At 37.8% G+C, this 19,696-nt stretch carries 16 protein-coding genes, 3 tRNA genes and 1 other RNA gene; 8 read left to right on the forward strand and 12 right to left on the reverse strand.

Translation table 11 applies throughout. The features are described 5' to 3' along the window. Positions 1-17 precede the first annotated feature (17 nt). From ACA100_RS10090 to ACA100_RS10130, 9 genes are all read right to left on the reverse strand, one after another. Positions 18-2,459 (reverse strand): LPS-assembly protein LptD, encoded by a 2,442-nt coding sequence (locus ACA100_RS10090; RefSeq protein WP_481077584.1) that lies wholly within the window; start codon positions 2,457-2,459, stop codon positions 18-20. A 76-nt stretch (positions 2,460-2,535) separates the two neighbouring features. Beyond that, on the reverse strand, positions 2,536-3,048 hold the full coding sequence (locus ACA100_RS10095; protein ID WP_481077585.1) for an adenine phosphoribosyltransferase: 513 nt from the start codon (positions 3,046-3,048) through the stop codon (positions 2,536-2,538). A gap of 17 nt (positions 3,049-3,065) precedes the next feature. Continuing rightward, positions 3,066-3,407, reverse strand: a complete 342-nt coding sequence (locus ACA100_RS10100) for a histidine triad nucleotide-binding protein (protein ID WP_481077586.1) — start codon at positions 3,405-3,407, stop codon at positions 3,066-3,068. A 9-nt stretch (positions 3,408-3,416) separates the two neighbouring features. Continuing rightward, positions 3,417-4,022, reverse strand: a complete 606-nt coding sequence (recR, locus tag ACA100_RS10105; protein WP_481077587.1) for a recombination mediator RecR — start codon at positions 4,020-4,022, stop codon at positions 3,417-3,419. Continuing rightward, complete coding sequence (locus ACA100_RS10110; RefSeq protein ID WP_481079127.1) at positions 4,022-4,351, reverse strand: YbaB/EbfC family nucleoid-associated protein; 330 nt, start codon at positions 4,349-4,351, stop codon at positions 4,022-4,024. Before ACA100_RS10110 ends, recR begins: the two co-directional genes overlap by 1 nt. Before the next feature lie 39 nt (positions 4,352-4,390). Next, positions 4,391-6,190 (reverse strand): DNA polymerase III subunit gamma/tau, encoded by a 1,800-nt coding sequence (dnaX, locus tag ACA100_RS10115; RefSeq protein ID WP_481077588.1) that lies wholly within the window; start codon positions 6,188-6,190, stop codon positions 4,391-4,393. Between the two features lie 43 nt (positions 6,191-6,233). Then, positions 6,234-6,330: signal recognition particle sRNA small type (gene ffs, locus ACA100_RS10120), an RNA gene on the reverse strand. A 20-nt stretch (positions 6,331-6,350) separates the two neighbouring features. Beyond that, positions 6,351-6,424 (reverse strand) — tRNA-Cys (locus ACA100_RS10125). Between the two features lie 4 nt (positions 6,425-6,428). Beyond that, positions 6,429-6,504: transfer RNA gene (locus ACA100_RS10130), tRNA-Gly, on the reverse strand. Between the two features lie 187 nt (positions 6,505-6,691). On the opposite strand from ACA100_RS10130, the gene ACA100_RS10135 reads away from it, so the two are divergent. The 5 genes from ACA100_RS10135 (at position 6,692) to cmoB (ending at position 10,559) form a co-directional block, all read left to right on the forward strand. Then, positions 6,692-7,810, forward strand: a complete 1,119-nt coding sequence (locus ACA100_RS10135; RefSeq protein ID WP_481077589.1) for a pilin — start codon at positions 6,692-6,694, stop codon at positions 7,808-7,810. 107 nt (positions 7,811-7,917) lie between these two features. Further along, positions 7,918-8,148, forward strand: a complete 231-nt coding sequence (gene tatA / locus ACA100_RS10140; RefSeq protein ID WP_481077590.1) for a Sec-independent protein translocase subunit TatA — start codon at positions 7,918-7,920, stop codon at positions 8,146-8,148. Between the two features lie 28 nt (positions 8,149-8,176). Further along, on the forward strand, positions 8,177-8,860 hold the full coding sequence (tatB, locus tag ACA100_RS10145; RefSeq protein ID WP_481077591.1) for a Sec-independent protein translocase protein TatB: 684 nt from the start codon (positions 8,177-8,179) through the stop codon (positions 8,858-8,860). A 4-nt stretch (positions 8,861-8,864) separates the two neighbouring features. Then, positions 8,865-9,602, forward strand: coding sequence for a carboxy-S-adenosyl-L-methionine synthase CmoA (gene cmoA / locus ACA100_RS10150; RefSeq protein ID WP_481077592.1), 738 nt, complete (start codon positions 8,865-8,867; stop codon positions 9,600-9,602). A 6-nt stretch (positions 9,603-9,608) separates the two neighbouring features. Beyond that, positions 9,609-10,559 (forward strand): tRNA 5-methoxyuridine(34)/uridine 5-oxyacetic acid(34) synthase CmoB, encoded by a 951-nt coding sequence (cmoB, locus tag ACA100_RS10155; protein WP_481077593.1) that lies wholly within the window; start codon positions 9,609-9,611, stop codon positions 10,557-10,559. A 12-nt stretch (positions 10,560-10,571) separates the two neighbouring features. Here the strand turns inward: cmoB and ACA100_RS10160 are convergent, their stop codons facing one another. Both ACA100_RS10160 and ACA100_RS10165 read right to left on the reverse strand, forming a co-directional pair. After that, the gene (locus ACA100_RS10160) at positions 10,572-11,552 is read right to left on the reverse strand and encodes a 2-hydroxyacid dehydrogenase (RefSeq protein ID WP_481077594.1); all 981 of its coding nucleotides are present in this window, start codon (positions 11,550-11,552) and stop codon (positions 10,572-10,574) included. Positions 11,553-11,682: 130 nt separating this feature from the next. Further along, positions 11,683-11,758: transfer RNA gene (locus ACA100_RS10165), tRNA-Gly, on the reverse strand. 120 nt (positions 11,759-11,878) lie between these two features. On the opposite strand from ACA100_RS10165, the gene dsbD reads away from it, so the two are divergent. Together dsbD and ACA100_RS10175 are read left to right on the forward strand one after the other, a co-directional pair. Beyond that, the gene (gene dsbD, locus ACA100_RS10170) at positions 11,879-13,684 is read left to right on the forward strand and encodes a protein-disulfide reductase DsbD (protein ID WP_481077595.1); all 1,806 of its coding nucleotides are present in this window, start codon (positions 11,879-11,881) and stop codon (positions 13,682-13,684) included. A gap of 143 nt (positions 13,685-13,827) precedes the next feature. Further along, positions 13,828-15,831 carry an FUSC family protein gene (locus tag ACA100_RS10175; protein ID WP_481077596.1) on the forward strand — a complete coding sequence of 668 codons (2,004 nt, stop codon included), beginning with the start codon at positions 13,828-13,830 and terminating at the stop codon, positions 15,829-15,831. Positions 15,832-16,126: 295 nt separating this feature from the next. Here the strand turns inward: ACA100_RS10175 and ACA100_RS10180 are convergent, their stop codons facing one another. Continuing rightward, entirely contained in the window at positions 16,127-16,648 is a 522-nt protein-coding gene (locus tag ACA100_RS10180) for a carboxymuconolactone decarboxylase family protein (protein WP_481077597.1), read from the reverse strand. A gap of 301 nt (positions 16,649-16,949) precedes the next feature. Here ACA100_RS10180 and acnA point away from each other — a divergent pair, with 301 nt between their 5' ends. Next, positions 16,950-19,637, forward strand: coding sequence for an aconitate hydratase AcnA (gene acnA / locus ACA100_RS10185; protein WP_481077598.1), 2,688 nt, complete (start codon positions 16,950-16,952; stop codon positions 19,635-19,637). Positions 19,638-19,696 lie beyond the last annotated feature (59 nt).

The raw sequence follows: 19,696 nt of genomic DNA on the forward strand, positions 1-19,696 counted from the left end.
TAACTTTTAAAAATCTGTTAGAAATCTTGTTGCCTGTTACGTGTGAGTGTATTAGTTTGATAGCCATAAATGGTATCTTTCCACAAGTTATCAGTGTTCGGACCAAAATTACCCAAACCTTTAAACTCAAACTGCAAGTAAGCTTTCCACTCTTTCTTTTGATCTAATAAATTATTTCGATAATAACGCGCTGCAACACGAGTTGCGACACAACAATCACTATACTCAAATCCTAAGAATGAGTCATTAAGACGATTTTCTTGTAAAGAGTAGTTATAACGCCCTACAACAGCCCAATTACTATTAACTGCCCAATAAGAAGTCACATCTAATTGATGAGTGATATAGTCATTACTATAGTTACGATCCCTAGAATAACGCTGACCTACATTAATAATCTTACGGTCTTCTGGCTGATATTTTAAGTCATAAGATAAACGCGTTGTCTTTTTACTATCTGGCGACCATTGCCATGTCATACGCCCAGAAAAATCTTCCGTTAATTGAACATTACTTTCAATGAACCACTCTGAACTACGATTTCTATTACAACGTTCCGCAACATTAGAAAAGCCTGAATTAACAGCATAACATTCGCCTTTTGTCGGTAAATCCTTGCCTAAAGTTGTGCGAGGATCGTCAATATAATAGATCTGCCCTGCTGATAATCTAAAATGTTCAACACCCGTTTCTTCATTAATAAAGCGCGTAGTTAAAGCTGTTGTGATTTGATTAGCATTACCCTGCCTATCTGCCCCTGTGAATTGATTCGTTGCAAATAAACTATCAAAACTTGGTGTAACAGAACCTGTATCAAAAATCGGAATGTCTGACTGATTGCGATATGGTACATACAAATAAAACAATCTCGGCTCTAAAGTTTGAACAAAATTACCACCACCAAATAAGTTCTTAAACGATGTGTCACGCTCCAATACAATCCCAGTATCTACACTAAAAATTGGTAAACTTCTATTCAATGTTGATGGCTGATTTGGGCGTTGATAACCTGAAAAATCTTGATACTTCAAGTCATAATGCGTATAACGATATGCCAATCGTGGCTCAAAAAAGCCCCAAGAATTTTCTGCACGGAATCCCACATAAGGCATCACATCTAAACGAACACCTGATTTTGGTCGATTCGGTAAACTACGCGTTACATTCGTTGTAAAATTAACGGCTTCACCATAAATACCATAATAAATACCATTATCTGTTATCCATTCACCATTGAATAACAACTGCGGCATGCGCGCATAAGGATCATTTGGAATCACATCGCGATCTAAAACTTGGAAATGTTGGAAACGTAATTTCGCCTGCCAGTTTTGATCCGCATAAGTTAACTCACCTACTCGTTCTAAGTTTGTTTTTGTTAATAATCCAACGGCATCTTGAATATCTTCAGCATACTGATCATCAGATACTTGTTGGAATAAAATTCTACCATTTAATTTCGGCAAAAATCTTAACTGCTGCTCGAAGAATACAGACCAACGTGTTGTATTATCTTTTTTGTAATTAGGGTTACCTGATGCTAATTCAGCATTATATCGATTATTTTGATCTTTCTTAAAAACTCGATCATGTGGTAAAACTTCCACCGCCAAAGTTGAATATTGCCATTCATTTAAATAACGGGCTTCTGCACCTAAAATCAAACCACGTTTTGTATAAAAACCTGGCGTTAATGTCATATCAAAATTAGGAGCGATATTAAGATAATATGGCGCTCTGACAGACAATCCACCACTTTTATCCATAGAAATAACAGGGAATAAAAAACCCGTTTGTCTGCGATCATCTATCGGAAAAGAAAAATATGGCGAATATAAAACTGGTACGCCAAAGACCGCTAATTTAGCGTGACGCGCAACGCCTCGCCCAGTCTCTTCATCTAAATGTAACTCATCTGCCGATAACTGCCATACTTCTGTACCAACAGGACAAGTTGAATATGTCACTTGCTCAAAATCTGAGGTCCCTTCATTTTGACGATTAATCGCATAACGTGCTTTACCTTGCGCTTCAATCTGATGCATGTAATAAGTTACATTTTCACCTTCATACTCTCGACTATTAAGATACGAAGTAAAACTATCAGACTCGATCACCGCTGAATCTGATGCATAACGAATATTTTGCTTTTTGCCCGTTAAAACATTCTTTTGTCGATCTAAAACAAGGTGATCCGCATCGATTCTTGCATTGCCATAATACGCAACAATGTCTTCCCTAATCGTGGAAAATTGTTCATTGCTATCTGCATATCGTCCTGACAAATAAACTGTTTCATTATCTGCATCATTGGATGCTGGTTGAACATATTCAGCAAGAGGGCTCACTCGACATGCACCAAATGCACCCGATGGCGGAGATTGAGCCATGGATGGTGCTTGTGTTAAACCCAAGATCAACGCAATATAGATTTTTTTTCGTTGGCTTATATTTTTCAAAGGAAAATCCAATCATTCATCAATAGATGTGATCATCATATCAGATCACATCAAATATATATGTTGTTTAAAAGACCTAAAAATCCATCAAAGTGACAATGTCATAACCATTGATTTTTTCTCGGCCCTTTAGCTCTGTTAATTCCACTAAAAAAGCACAGCCAACAACTTCCCCACCTAATTTTTCCACCAACTCAATGGTTGCTGCAATTGTGCCACCTGTTGCCAATAAATCATCACAAATCAGCACTTTTTCACCTGGTTGAATTGCGTCTTTATGCAATTCAATCAATGCTGTGCCATATTCCAAAGCATATTCAACACATTCCGTTTCACGCGGTAATTTGCCTTTCTTTCTTGCAGGTACAAAACCAACATTTAAAGCATAAGCAACGGGACAACCCACAATAAAACCACGCGCTTCAGGGCCTACAATTTTCTGCACACCTTTTGCTTTTGCAAATTCCACCAATTGATTAGTCGCATAAGCATAAGCTTCACCATTACCCAACAATGGCGAAATATCTCTGAAAATTACGCCTGGCAAAGGATGATCAGGAATACTAATAATATAATCTTTTAAATTCATAATGTTTGATCCTTTGATCAGCCTGGTGGCCAACTTAATTGACGGCCAGCCAAAATATGCATATGAATATGATTAACCGTTTGGCCACCATCTTCATTACAGTTCATCACTAAACGGTAGCCTTTTTCATCAAAGCCTAACTCTTTAGCGATTTTTTTAGCTGTTAAAAATAATTTCCCCACTAATGCTGCATCAGCCTCTTCAATATCATTCACTGTTGGAATTTCTTTTTTGGGAATGACCAAAATATGTTCGGGTGCCTGTGGACTAATGTCACGAAATGCCAAAATTTCATCATCTTCATAAATGATGGTTGCAGGAATTTCTTTATTGATAATCTTTGTAAAAATTGTACTCATCATCACATCCTAAAATCGCTGTCTCGCTCTAAAAGCATGAGAAAGTGTACTGCTATCTAAATATTCTAGTTCTCCACCCATCGGTACACCATGTGCAATTTTTGTGACTTGCACATTGTAAGGCTTGGCAATTTCATCAATGTAAAATGCAGTTGCCTCACCTTCTACTGTTGGATTGGTTGCTAAAATCAATTCTTTGATAACACCTTTAGATAATCGCTCTTCCAATAAATCCAAACCCACATCCTCAGGGCCAATGCCATCTAATGGCGAAAGATTACCCATTAAGACAAAATATAAGCCTTTATATTCAACAGATTGTGATAATGCGAATACATCTGCAGGATTTTCAACCACACACAACAATGATTCATCACGTGTTGGATCACTGCAAACCAAGCAAATATCTTCATCTGTTAGATTACGACATTGTGTACATTTACGAATATCCGTCATTGCACCTTCAATGGCTAAACTTAGTTTCTGCGCACCATTTGGATTACGCTCAAGCAAATAAAGCGCCATTCTCAGCGCTGTCTTTTGCCCAATACCTGGCAGGATTCTTAAAGAATCCACCAGATTTTTAAGCGCTTTTGGATAAAGCGAACTATTCATTAGAAACCAGGTAATTTCATACCAGCAGGCAAATCCAATCCACCTGTTACAGATTTCATTTTTTCTTGAGAAGTAGATTCTACTTTAGATAAAGCATCATTAAATGCCGCACCAATCAAATCTTCCAACATTTCTTTATCATCCGATAATAATGAATCATCGATTTCGATTTTACGAACAACATGACGGCATGACATTTCAATTTTCACTAAGCCTGCACCTGACTCACCCACAACATTGATCTCTGCCAATGCTTCTTGTGCTTTCATCATATCTTCTTGCATTTTCTGGGCTTTTTTCATCATCCCAGCGATACCGCCTTTCATCATCATTTGGATATTTCCTTCACTAAAAATTTGTATTATACACTATTCATCAGCCAGTATTAACGATGAATCAATTACATTTGCCTGACATTCAGTCACTAATAATTGCACAACTGGATCATTTTTAATTTGCACCAATGCATCGACTTTTTTCGCATGCAGCTCTTTATCTGCCCTATGATTAAAATCATCTTCCACCATTTCAAATTCAACGGCTGCAATCTTACACTGAATATCAGAACTTAAAATTTTACCAACTGCTTCGGCAATATTTTTTTCTGCATCTGGAATATTGAATGCATGATCTGATTGGGATCTTTTTAATGTCAACAAATGCCCATCAAAAGATTCAAAAACCAAATTACGCACAATCCCTAAACTCAATCCCGTAATTTCTAAATTACGAACGATTTCCAGCCATTCTTCATTATTGTTTAAAGCAATTAAAGACTGAGCATTCTCTATACATTCAACAGGTTTCGCAGATATTTTTTCCATCACTATTGGCGATGATTCATTCATTTCATCATCAATCCAAGGCGGAATAATTTCTTCTGCAACAGTAGCAGCCACTTCAACTATTGGTTCAATAGTCGGTTCAACAACTGGCGCTGGCATTATCCTTTCTACTGTCGGCTCAGCTTGAACTTCATTCAAAATATTGGCAAAAGATGGTTTTGCAACTGAACTGGAATGCGCAACTTGAGTGTGAGCAGCCGCTTTTGGCGCGACTTTTCTAGCGGACGCTGAATGATTACTATCTGGCGTAAACAGCAACATACGCAACAAAGTCATCTCCAAACCCATCAATGGCTCAGGATGCATTTCTAGATCTTTACGACCATGTAAAGCGATTTGATAATAGAGTTGTAAATCTTCCGCCAACATTTGCTCAGATAAAGATAACCATTCCTCTTGGTGCGTATCATCTAAATCAATAAAGCTTGAATCTATTTGTAGCAATGTTAATTGATGGAATGCGTCTATCAACGCCTCCAATAGCGCAAATGGATCAGCACCTGATGCAATCACTTGTTTGGATGCTTGCAACACTGCTGTTTGATCTAAATCTGCAAGAGCCTTTAAGATCATTAACGTATATTGATCATCCATTAAACCTAACATTGTTTGAATCGATTCAAATTGCAAGTCACCATTTGTATAAGCAATGCCTTGATCTAATAAGGACAAACTATCTCGCATACTGCCTGCGCCAGATTTAGCTATCAATTCCAAACCTTTTGATGAATAGCTAATGTGCTCTGCATCCATAATCATAGATAAATGATTCGTGATTTCAGTCGCTGGAATTTTTTTCAAATGAAAACGCAAACAGCGAGATAAAACTGTCACAGGTAATTTTTGAGGATCGGTTGTTGCCAAAATGAATTTGACATGCTCAGGCGGCTCTTCCAATGTCTTTAATAGCGCATTAAAGCTGCTATTGGATAACATGTGTACTTCATCTATGAGATAAACTTTATAACGACCACGCGTCGGAGCATATTGCACATTGTCTAGAATCTCGCGTGTATCTTCGACTTTAGTTCGAGATGCAGCATCAATTTCGATCAAGTCAACAAAGCGTCCTTGATCAACTTCCTGACAAATACTACAAACACCACAAGGATGAGAACTTACACCTTCTTCGCAGTTTAAAGATTTTGCTAAAATTCGGGCCAGCGTAGTTTTACCAACGCCACGAGTACCTGTTAGTAAAAACGCATGATGAAGACGATTATTATCCAACCCATTTGTTAAGGCGGTGACAACATGCTTTTGCCCGATAACTTCGTGAAAGTTTTTTGGACGCCATTTACGCGCCAAGGCTTGTGTTGCCATATTGGATGAACTCCTATTTTTACCTGCCTAAAATGGAGATGACCTACACCAGCAGACCCTCTGCACGCAAACCTAATACGTGTGCTGCTTCCTTCCGGACCTGACACGGTGCGTAATAATTCACTGCGAGGAAACCAATGTAGGTCACCATAATAATTTTTGGAGGCTGAACCCAGAATCGAACTGGGATCCGCGGTTTTGCAAACCGATGCATTACCACTATGCTATTCAGCCTATTTGGAGCGGGAAACGAGACTCGAACTCGCGACCCCAACCTTGGCAAGGTTGTGCTCTACCAACTGAGCTATTCCCGCTTTGCAAATCAGAAGCGTATTATAGGCAATTTAAACTAATGGTCAAGGTTAATTATTGCGCAATTTTAATTTAAACACTTTTGATTATGATTTCAATATCAATCCTACTCTTTATTAGCTAGAATAGTACTTTGTATTTTCGCTTAGATTCAATAATAGAATAAATTAACATTTAAAGATAGAGATCATGACACAATACAAAGTAATTTTTTCAGGGATCATTCTGCCTGGGCACGATGTCAACATTGTTACTCAAGACATTAAACGTACTTTAAAGCTGACAGATGAGCAATGCATTAATTTCTTCTCTGGTAAGCCTATTACCATTAAAGAAGATATTGCACTAGAGCAAGCTCACGCAATTAAAACCGCACTGGAGAATAAAGGTCTATTGATCAACCTCGAAGAGATTTCTATCGAAGCAACTAAAGAAACAACTAAGCCGCAAAGACAACAGCTCAAAGCGATAAAACCTGCACATAACGCTCAACACAATAATAAAGTCTATTTAGGCGAAGAAGATGCGCCATCTTTCTTCAAATTCTCCTTTGACGGACGTTATGGCCGCTTAAATTTTATTAATGCTGTTTGGGCGATTTATGGCATGACATTTCTGGCCGCTTTCATTACTTCATTAATCGGCGGTTTTCTACAATCTGAAGCTCTCACTATAATCTTAGTAATCATCATTATTATTTTGATGCAATACTTTTACATGAGAGCCATCGCCCTACGCTTTCACGATCTAGACCAATCTGGTTGGTTATGCTTATTGTCATTAATCTCCTTCATTCCTTTTGCTGGTGGACTTTTTGCATTAGGATTCACCATATTTCTAATGGCTGCCGCTGGCACTAAAGGTGATAATAAATTTGGTGAACAACCAGAGAAAGGCCATATTATTGGATTGATTTTAACGTGCATTGCACCTGTTGCACTCATTGCAATTATCATTGCCTTTGCTGTACCTGCTTATAATGACTATACAAAACGCACCTATGCAGCAGAAGGTATTGCTCTCGCATCCGCACCCAAAATGGCCATAGCAGAATATTACAGAGAACATAAAAAACTCCCTGCAACCAATCAAGCGGCTGGTTTACCTGCACCCAACACTATAATGAGCGGCGCTGTTTCTAGCATTGAGATCAATCATGGCAACATTACTGTTCAATACAATGGAAAGCTTGATTACGGCACTATTATTCTAACCCCTGAAATCTTTGGTGGAAGCATTCAATGGCAATGTACACAAGGTACATTAAAAAGCAGTTACCGACCAATCAGCTGTAGAAATTCACCTTAATTAATAAATATTCGTGCAAAAATAATCCAACTTTGCCTATACCAAATCCATCATAGCGATTATAATGCTTCCACTATTTAACATTCTGTTTTTTTATGAGGTGTATTATGGGTTCATTTAGCATTTGGCACTGGATCGTAGTTTTAGTGGTTGTATTGGCTGTTTTTGGTACAGCAAAGTTGCGTAATATCGGTGGCGACTTGGGAACTGCCTTGAAAGGTTTCAAAGATGCAATGAAAGAAGATGATAAAAAAGAAGAACAAAAAGTTGAAACTGTTGAGCATAAAGCTGAAAACAGTGAAGCTACTGCAAAAGAAAGCAAAAAAGATAACGCGTAATATCTACTTCTATATTGAATAACAAATAATGTTTGGTATCAGCTTTGGCGAATTCGTCATCATTTTTACTGTCGCACTGATTGTCATTGGCCCTCAAAAGCTACCTGAAACAATCCGTACTGTCGGCTCGTTGATTCATAAAATCCGTTCTTTCACCGATCAGGTGAAAAATGACGTTTCTAAAGAGTTTCAAGTGGATGACTTGAAGCAATCTTTCTTAGATACAAAAGACAGTTTTACGAATCAGATCAAAGATACAGCTCATCTTGATGAAGTTAAGAAATCATTGCACGAAGCACGTGCAGCAACTGAAAGCTCTATGCGAGAATCTCAAAAAGCTATTGATCAAAGCGCTCAACCAAATGTTAATCTTCAGTCCAATAAAACTGATTGGACACATAATCATCCTGAATCTGAGGCAGATGCAGATCTAGCTGACCACTACGATTATCATTTCGATGATAATGTCATAACAGAACCACCGAAAAATTATAGTGCTTCTGTAGAATATCGCGCACACCCAATACAGCCAGCGAATCTCGAAGCATTACTTCAAATCTGCCAAGCTAGACAATTTGAGTTACTTTCCCAAAATGAGGAAGCAAAACTCTTAACCTATCAATTAAAGTACTCTAAACCTAGAGAGATCAAAAACCTATCCAGCGTTATTGACAATTACTATGACACTTTAATTGAACTTAACCATCAATAACCTTATGTCATCTATTGATACCATTTTTTCTGAAAAACGAAAAAAGACAGATTTTGCCTTCAACGAAGAAGTTGTGAATGTTTTTTCAGACATGATCAAACGATCTGCGCCGGGCTATCCAATGATTATCGAACAAATTGGACGATTCGCACCATTATTTGCAGAAGATAACTCTAAAATCTATGATCTTGGTTGCTCTCTCGGCGCGATCTCCAATGCACTGCGCCACTCTATTAAAACAGACAATACAGAAATCATTGCCATTGATAATTCATCCGCAATGATTGAAAAGGCAACACAATTTTTCCAACTGCAAGATCAAGTACACGATGGCTTAATTCCAATTCGATTAGAGCAAGCGGATATTACTCAAATATCGTTAGATCCTGCATCAATTATAGTATTAAATCTAACACTACAATTCATTGATCCACCTGAACGATTAGCACTGTTGACTAAAATTCGTCAAAGCCTATTACCAACAGGTGCACTATTCTTATCAGAGAAAATTTATTTTCATGATCCAGAAGAGCAAGCTGTACTCGATGATATGCATTTAGCATTTAAGCGTGCCAACGGCTATTCGGAATTAGAAATCGCTCAAAAACGCGAAGCCATTGAAAATGTCATGCGCATTGATTCATTCGAGATCCATAAAGCACGCTTGCATGAAGCAGGATTTACTCGTGTTTACCAATGGTTTCAATGCCTTAATTTCATCTCTATTGTCGCCCTACCTTAATATATTATGATTGATTACTCTGCTATTTCTAATTTCTACCGCAATACTGATTTAAGTGCATGGACTCAAAAACTCGACACTTGGTTGCCACAACATATTACAGAGAATATTCATGGTAACTTTGACGAATGGCAAGCAATATTAGATCAATTACCTACAATTGAAAACCTTAGTATTGATTTAGTGAATGGTGCTATTTTAAAAGGTCAAACAGACGAAGTAGCTTTAGAAGCCTCCCTTCGCAAATTAATGCCGTGGCGCAAAGGCCCTTGGCAATTCTGCGATACATTTATCAATACCGAATGGCATTCTGATTGGAAATGGGAACGCGTTGCACCACATATTGATTTGAAATATAAAAATGTCTTAGATGTTGGCTGTGGCAATGGTTATTATGGCTATAGAATGTTAGGCGCTGGCGCAAAATCAGTATTGGGTATTGATCCGAACTTTCTATTTCTATCACAATTCAAAGCATTCAAGCATTACACGCCCGAGCTACCAATTTGGCAATTACCCATTGGCTTAGAAGCCATCACAGAAGAATTAGAATTTTTTGATGTTGTATTTTCTATGGGTGTACTTTATCACCGCCGATCGCCCATTGATCATTTGAGTGATTTGAAAAAGTTACTCAATAAAAAAGGCACATTGATTTTGGAAACAATGGTTGTTGAAGGTGATGAGCATACCTGTTTAATTCCCCACGATCGCTACGCACAAATGCGCAATACTTGGTTCATTCCATCTGTTAAGATGCTAGAAATTTTCTTGAAACGCGTTGGCTTTAAAAATGTTCGTTGCGTGGATTTAAACCAAACATCCATTGAAGAACAGAGAAAAACAGATTGGATGACTTATCAGTCATTGGAAGATTTCTTAGATCCTAACGATCACAACAAAACAATAGAAGGCTATCCTGCACCACTGCGCGCTGTCATTATTGCTGAGCAGTGATGCAATTCATCATTAACCCACTTCGGGATTGACCCAATTTTCTTCAGGCTTCTCTTCCTTAAGTGCATTAATGATATTATCAACCGCACATTTTGCCATAGCATAACGAGTTTCCACTGTTGCCGAACCCACATGAGGTGAAAGCAAAACGTTGTCTAGTTTCAACAATGGAGAATCCATTGGCAATGGCTCGACTTCATACACATCCAAACCTGCCGCTCGTATAGTTTTTGCCTGCAAAGCTTTAATCAATGCTGCTTCATCAATTACGCGACCACGCGCACCATTGATTAAAATTGCTGTAGGCTTCATGAGCGCCAGCTTATCCGCTGTAATTAATCGATCTGTTTCTTTCACCAAAGGCACAATCACTACAACAAAATCAGATTGCCTCAATAACTCATCTAGATCACAACGTTTAGCTTTATATTCAGACTCCACATCTGCATGGGATGAACGATTGTAATACAACACATTCATATCAAATCCACAATGAGCACGTTTTGCAATGGCTTTGGCAATTCTTCCCATCCCAATAATACCAATGGTTTTGCCATAAACATCTGTACCATAATATTCGGGCGATATCCCTTTTTGCCATTGCCCATTGTGAATATATTGAGACAATTCTGCCGTTCTTCTTGCTGTTGCCATCAATAATGTAAAAATCAGATCCGCCGTACCCTCAGTTAATACAGTGGGAGTATTCATCAAACGGACTTTTCGCTGACTTAAAGCATTTAGATCATAATTATCAAATCCAACAGATATTGTGGATGCTGCTTTTAGATTAGGTACCTTTGCCAGAAATGCTTCATCGATGCGAGTTGACATATTAGCACCAATCATCCCATCTGCATTCTTCATGGCGTTAATAAACTCATCAGGGTTGGCATCAGGACTTTTATCAAAAATCGTCAGATTAAAAGCCTGCTCTAATCTCTCTTGTTGATCTTGCGGGATAGAACTATACAGTACAACATTTTTTTTCATGCTGAATCCTCATTAATGGAAATGGCTTAGCATCAAGGCTAAGCATTCAAGCATAACGAACACCATAAAAATGCACAACTATTACTGAGGCAATAAAAAAACCTCATCGAAAGATGAGGTTTTAAAATTTTGGAGCGGGAAACGAGACTCGAACTCGCGACCCCAACCTTGGCAAGGTTGTGCTCTACCAACTGAGCTATTCCCGCAGAAAGTGAAGTAATTATAGCGATATATTTTTAATCGTCAAGCGTAAATCTTAAACAATTTACATTTTATGTGAGATAATCTCCTGTTCTTGATTCACTTCAATTTGGAAAGGTGCGGTTTTGAAACATCTCTCTCTAAAAGTCATGGCAACAAGCCTTTTACTTCTCATCGTTTTTGCCTTATTTGGCACTCAAGTTCAAGCGCAAAGCTTCTCTAATTCACTCATACAAGATCAAACAAAAACTCAACCATCTCTTGTTAATACTCAACAGGATTTTTTGCCGCCTGAGCAAGTTTTTAAACCACAGATCTTTAAAAAAAGTGACAATGAAATTTCTCTAATTTGGGAGATCAACCCAGATTACTACCTTTATAAAAATAAAATCTCTATTCAACCTTTGAACAAAGATATAAAAATTCAAGCAATCATCTGGCCTGAAGCCATCATGCATGAAGATGAGTTTTTTGGCGAGCAACCCATTTATGATCACAGCATAGAGATGCTTATCAAATTTGATCGAGCCATTACTAATGTTAATACTCTCTATTTAAATATTGAAGCACAAGGTTGTGCAAAAGCAGGCTTATGTTTCGCACCCTATCAATGGGAGCAGTCCATCGTAATCGATCCATCCATTACAACGCCTGACTTATTGATCACAGAAACTGATAATGAAGTACCTAGCAGCTTGTTAAATGAACATGATCGCCTAGGTTCTTTCTTAAAAGAGCAGCAATATTTAGCATTACCTTTATTCTTTTTATTGGGTGTTTTGTTAACCTTTACACCTTGCGTATTACCAATGTTACCAATTTTATCAGGCATTTTAACTGGTGAAAAAAACCTAACTAAATCCCGTGGCTTTTTAATTTCTCTTTCATATGTTTTAGCAATGGGCATTGTTTACACAGTTTTAGGCATTGTTGCTGCTATGCTCGGCAGTGGATTGTCCGCAGCACTCCAAAACAAATATGTCTTAATTGGCTTCTCATTGCTATTTGTTGTCTTGGCCGCAAGTATGTTTGGTGCATATCAACTGCAAATGCCTGTATTTATCCAAAACTATTTAAACAAATTTGCAGGTAAATCTAAAAGTGGAACATATGCTGGCGCGGCTATTATGGGCGCACTCTCGGCACTGATTGTTGGCCCTTGTGTCACAGCACCTTTAATTGGCATCATCACACTGATTTCACAAACTCAAGATTATGTATTAGGTGGCTTTGCCCTATTTTCTATGAGCATGGGAATGGGCGTGCCTCTATTAATTCTTGGTCTATCTTCAGGTTATCTATTACCTAAAGTTGGCCCATGGATGAATGCTATCAAAGAGTTCTTTGGGTTCATTATGTTAGGGATTGCAGCTTATTTCTTAGGTAGAATTTTATCTCATTTTTGGGAGAATATACTTTATGCAACCATCGCCTTAGCATTGACACTTTGGTTCATCATTAAAATATTCAGATCTAAACAACTGCCAAAATTTTTCTTGATCCCCACATTATTAACTTTAGGATTCTCAGGATTCTATGGTTATGAAAGTTTACAGAAAAAAGAGCTGCCAAGCTTTACTGGAATCGTTGGATTACATGGTTTAAATGAAGCTTTACAAAATAATCATGGAAAAATCACAATGCTAGAGTTTGGTGCGGATTGGTGCGTTGCCTGTAAAGAGCTCGAAAAATATACATTCAGTGATCCAGAGGTGAAAGAACGCTTCACAAAATTGAATGTTTTAAGTACGGACATCACAGAAAATACCAAGACTAATCAGCAAATTCAAAAGCACTTTGGTATTTTTGGTCCTCCAGCCATCTTATTCTTTGATCAAAATGGCAATGAGATTCCTAAATACCGCGTGATGGGCTATGTACCTGCTGATAAATTCCGTGATCATTTAGATTACATTTTGATGCAAAAATAAAAGCCTTTACCCTAGATTGATTATGTAAGCTCATCTATAATGATGAGCTTACTTATTTCTTCCCAGTTAAATCATTATTTTAACTTCGTATGAATCGATCGCTGACTAATATCTACCGTTTCTTCTTTACTTATGACTTTACAATGGGCTTGTATAAAGGCATTGGCGTCTTTTTGCCTGTTTTAATTGTCTATTTATTGGGTGGAGAATCCAAAAATTTGGTAACTGTTGGCTATGCAAGCTTAACCATTGGCATTGCTGATCAGATTGGCTCCTTCAAACATAAACGCAATGAATTACTGTTGTCGCTATTTGGTACTTTAGCCATCGCATTTTATTTTGCGCAGTTCAATGGATTTTCCTTAGCATTCATTCTCTCTTTATCCATTGTCGTATTTTTCAGTAACTTCATCAGTTGTTTTGGCCCAAAAGCGACAACAATTGGCTTTACTTTTATATTTATCGCCATGATTACAGGGCGAAATACTTATACATTCACAGAATATGTGATAGATTTTGCCTTTGGTTCAATCTTCTATGTCATTTATGCACTCATATTTGCAAAATATTTTGCTGACTATATTTTAAGACAAACATTATCAGGCTGTTATATTCGTTTATCCAAATATTTACGTGCCTTATCTGAATGTTATCGACAAAATAATGATTTGGATAAAAAGTTTGCAAATCTCATTGAGTCACAAACTTTTTTGGTCTCGGAACTACAACAAGTACGAGATCTATTGTATCGTGCACCGAATCGTCATGATCCTAAAATCATCAAAATGGCAGGAGAACTATCACTGTTAACAGATATTTATGATCGCTTAGTGGCACCTTATCAAGATTTCACGACAATCCGTCAATCCTACGAAAACTCAGACATTCAAATCTTCTTCCGTGATCTATATGCTAAAGCTGCCAATAATCTAGATGAAATGGGCATGCATACATTAGGCGGTGGTGAAATGATCCGTCGTCTCGGATTTAAGGCAGAATTGCGAGCTTTAGAATATGAGTTAGAGATCCTTAAAAATCAAAATTTAGAAGGTTCAGCACAAGATGCTTATCATGTTTTGGCTTCTCATTATCGTAAAGCTTGGGTGATGAATCGCCAACTTGATAAGATCAGGCAGCTTTTACTTGGGCAAATTGATGCGCCTGCACTGGGTGATAATTTCAAAAAATATATCTCTCACAGTTATTGGTCTTGGAATATTTTGAAAGAAAACTTATCCTTCTCTTCGGATTACATGCGCTTTGCAATCCGAACAGCAACAGCTATGTTCTGCACCTTAACTTTTATTAATCTTGTTCTGGAACAAAAGCAAATTCTTGGTCACAGTTTCTGGATTGCCTTTACCATTATGACATTGATGCGCCCTGGTTTTAGCATCACAAAAGAGCGAAGCCGCGATCGAATCATTGGTACGATCATGGGCTGTATGTTAGTGGGCATTGTGATCTCATTCCAACCGCCTATCACTTATCTTATTGTTTATATTTTCATCGGCGTTATTCTCAGTAATGCTTTGGGTAGTATTGATTATAAATTATCTGTCATGTTCACAACTTTGTATGTGTTACTCACTTTAAATATTGGCATCAGTACATCTGGTTTAGCATTAGCAGGCGAACGTATTTTAGATACAGCGATTGGTGCTTTGATTGCCATTTCCTTCACCATTTACTTTTTACCTTCTTGGGAAAAACGAGAAGCCCCTCGTTTAGCTGATCGTATTCGCTTCCATATGTATGATCTTTTAGAAATTCTTGAAAATGCATGGATTAAAAAGACAACAGATACATCTGATTTTTATATCAAACTTAAAGATACACAAGCTTTAATCATTCAATTATCCAATTCATTAACGCGCATGCAAAAAGAGCCCCAAAAGTTCCATGGGGATTTCCATTACTACAATGAATTCATGATCCGCCAACAATCTATATTGTCTCAATTGGCAATTTTAGGTTATTCATTGGATCAGCTCGGTAAAGATCCAACAGATATTCCTGAGTTTGCAGAATTAATCATGCTGACAAAAATGCGTCTAGATCCATCCATTCCAAGCAGCGAAAATACAAAACCATTCACAGGACAAGAGCTTAAACCGTTAATTTGGATGGTGGAAGCGAACACATAAAGCTGATGCATATCAATTAAATATTGATTCTACAATTGAGATAGCATAAAAATCAATCATTTTTTCTCAAAAAAAGAGGCTTACCTGCCTCTTTTTTGTATTTAATCTTGATCTATATTAAACAGTTTCAGAAAATTTAGTTCTATGATCAATCGGTAAGTAAGCACAATCGAATCAATTAGTTTAACAGCATATGCCCCAAATAATCTAAATATATTACTGATTGATAAACAATGAAAAACACAATAAAAAAGCCTGCTTTGCAGGCTTTGAATATCAAAATTAAATCTAATGATTAGTTTAATGTACAACCAACAGAGAACAATACCGCAGCAATGCGCACAGATGATTGGATTGCTTGTGTAGTGACTTGATGATCACGCAAGTTTTTCTCATGTGAATCTAAACACATACCACAGCCATTCACAGCTGAAACAGCCATAGAAGCTAGTTCAAATGTCACTTTATCAAGGCCAGGATTTGCCATACTATTCATACGCAAACGCGCTGGAATCGTTGCATATTCTTTATTACTAGTTAAATGCACAAAACGGTAGTAAACATTGTTCATGCTCATAATACTGAATGCAATTTTAGCGCCATTCATCTCTTCTTCAGTCAAAATTGGTGCTGCAAATGCTTCAATGTTTTCAATCAAAACCTTTGATTTAGTGCTCAAAGCAACAGCAACTGCAATTGCCGCGATTTGCTTTTCAGTCAAACCTTCTGAACCAGCTTCACTCAATACATTGCTTAAATTCAAACGCATATCTTTAGCGTAATCTGGCAACATTGCTTTTAATGCATCTACTGACATATCTAAACTCCTTAATTTCTATCAACAAACGGTTTTTATGACTAATTCCTAAAAAGTGCATCTATTATTAATAATTTTTATGAAAAAGTCATATTGATAATCTTGATCGAGATGATAAATAACTTCAAATATCAACAATACCTCAAATAGGATTGTCTTAACGGCTTCTTTGCATATAATAAACGAGGATTATTCAAGGCTTGAAAAATTACTTTCTAACAACATATTGTTAAAAGAGGTTATCGAATCAAAGCCGAATTTATAAATTTTAGTAATTTGTTTACCTAACAAGGAGTGGAGCATGAGTCAAATCGACAGTTTACAATCCAAAGCAACGCTAAAAGTTGGTGATAAAGAGTTTCTTTATCATTCAATTGCAAAAGCTGCCGAAACATTGGGGGATGTTTCTAAGCTACCTAAATCAATGAAGGTACTTTTAGAAAACTTACTTCGCTATGAAGATAACAAAACTGTTAACTTACAAGACATCGAAGCAATTCGTGATTGGTTGAAAGATCGTAAATCTGATCGCGAAATTCAATATCGCCCTGCGCGCGTATTAATGCAAGATTTCACAGGCGTTCCAGCAGTTGTTGACTTAGCAGCAATGCGTGATGCAATGGTTAAAGCTGGTGAAAATCCAGAAAATATCAACCCATTATCACCCGTTGATTTAGTCATCGATCACTCTGTAATGATTGATAACTTTGGCACAAACAATGCATTCACACAAAACGTTGACATGGAAATGGAACGTAACGGTGAGCGTTATGAGTTTTTACGTTGGGGCCAAAAAGCATTCGATAACTTCAGCGTAGTGCCACCAGGAACTGGTATCTGTCACCAAGTTAACTTAGAATTCTTAGCAAAAACTGCTTGGGTTTCTAAAGTAGATGGCAAAGATTGGGTCATTCCTGATACTTGCGTAGGTACAGACTCACATACACCAATGGTGAATGGTTTATCTGTTTTAGGTTGGGGCGTTGGCGGTATCGAAGCTGAAGCTGCAATCTTGGGCCAACCAATTTCAATGTTGATCCCTGAAGTTGTAGGCTTCAAATTGACTGGTAAATTACGCAGCCACGTAACAGCAACTGACTTAGTATTAACCATTGTACAAATGCTTCGTAAAAAAGGCGTTGTGGGTAAATTCGTAGAATACTTTGGTGATGGTTTAGCAGAATTACCATTGGCTGACCGTGCAACAATCTCTAACATGGCACCAGAATACGGCGCAACAGTTGGTTTCTTCCCTGTTGACCAAATCACTTTAGACTACATGAGCTTAACAGGCCGTGATGCTGACACAGTTAAACGTGTTGAAGAATATGCAAAAGCACAAGGTTTATGGCGTAACGCTGGTGATGAACCAGTATTCACAGACGTATTAGAGTTGGATTTGGGTACAGTTGAAACAAGTATCGCTGGCCCAAGCCGCCCACAAGATCGCGTAATCTTGGCTGACTTACCTGCAACAAGCAAAAAATTCATTGCTGACAGCGTAGAAAATCCTGATTTAGCAGTAGACATCAACATTGATGGCGTTGATTTAAAATTACATCATGGTGACGTTGTATTTGCAGCAATCACATCTTGTACAAATACTTCTAACCCAAGCGTAATGATGGCAGCAGGTTTAGTTGCTAAGAAAGCAGCTGCTCTTGGCTTGACTCGTAAACCATGGGTTAAAACATCATTGGCACCAGGCTCTAAAGTTGCAAGTGAATACTTAGAAAAAGCTGGTTTGATGGAACACTTAGAATCAGTTGGTTTCTTCTTAACTGGTTATGGCTGTACTGCTTGTATCGGTAACTCAGGTCCGTTAATTCCTGCTGTTGCAAAAGCAATCGATGACAACAATATGACTGTTTCAGGTGTTTTATCTGGTAACCGTAACTTTGAAGGCCGTATTCACCCACAAATCCGTGGTAGCTGGTTAGCATCTCCTCCTTTAGTGGTGGCTTACTCGATCGCTGGTTCTACGAACATTGATTTGACAAAAGATCCAATCGCGCAAACAGCTGATGGTAAAGATGTATTCTTAGCGGACATTTGGCCATCCAACGAAGAGATTGCAAAAGAAGTATTGATGATCACAAGCAACATGTTCCAAAAAGGTTACGAAGGCGTGTTTGATGGTGATGAACAATGGCAATCTATCGCAGTAACTGATAGCGAAACTTACGAGTGGAATGCAAAATCAACATACGTTCAGCATCCTCCATATTTCGAGCACATTGACAAACCAATCGAAGCATTGAAATCAATTGATAATGCACGCGTATTGGCTGTATTTGGTGACTCAATCACAACGGATCACATCTCACCTGCAGGTTCAATCAAAAAAGATTCTCCAGCTGGTCGTTACTTGATCGAGCACGGTGTTGCACCAGAAGACTTCAACTCATACGGTTCTCGTCGTGGTAACCACGAAGTGATGATGCGCGGTACATTTGCTAACATCCGTATCCGTAACAAGATGATCCCTGGCATTGAAGGTGGTTTGACTAAGTACTTACCTACTGGCGATGTAATGGCGATCTATGATGCTGCAATGAAGTATAAAGTAGATCAAACACCACTAATCATCTTAGCAGGTAAAGAGTACGGTTCAGGTTCAAGCCGTGACTGGGCTGCAAAAGGTCCTAACCTATTAGGCGTTAAAGCTGTAATTGCAGAAAGCTACGAGCGTATTCATCGTTCTAACTTAATCGGCATGGGCATCTTGGCACTTCAATACAAAAATGGTGACAATGCAGAATCATTAGGTTTAGATGGTACTGAAAGCTTCCACATCGATTTCAATGATGACATCAAACCTCATCAAGACATCAACGTTGTTGCAACTAACCCAGCAACAGGTAAAGAAACTAAATTCACTGTATTGTGCCGTATTGATACATTGAACGAAGTGGATTACTTCAAAGCTGGCGGTATCTTACATTACGTATTGCGTGACTTGATCGCTAAAAGCAAAGCAGCTAAATAATCAATTTTAGCTAGCGAAAAGAATGAAAGCCCATGTTGATCATGGGCTTTTTCTATATC

The sequence above is a fragment of the Wohlfahrtiimonas sp. XWW7 genome (assembly GCF_056716055.1).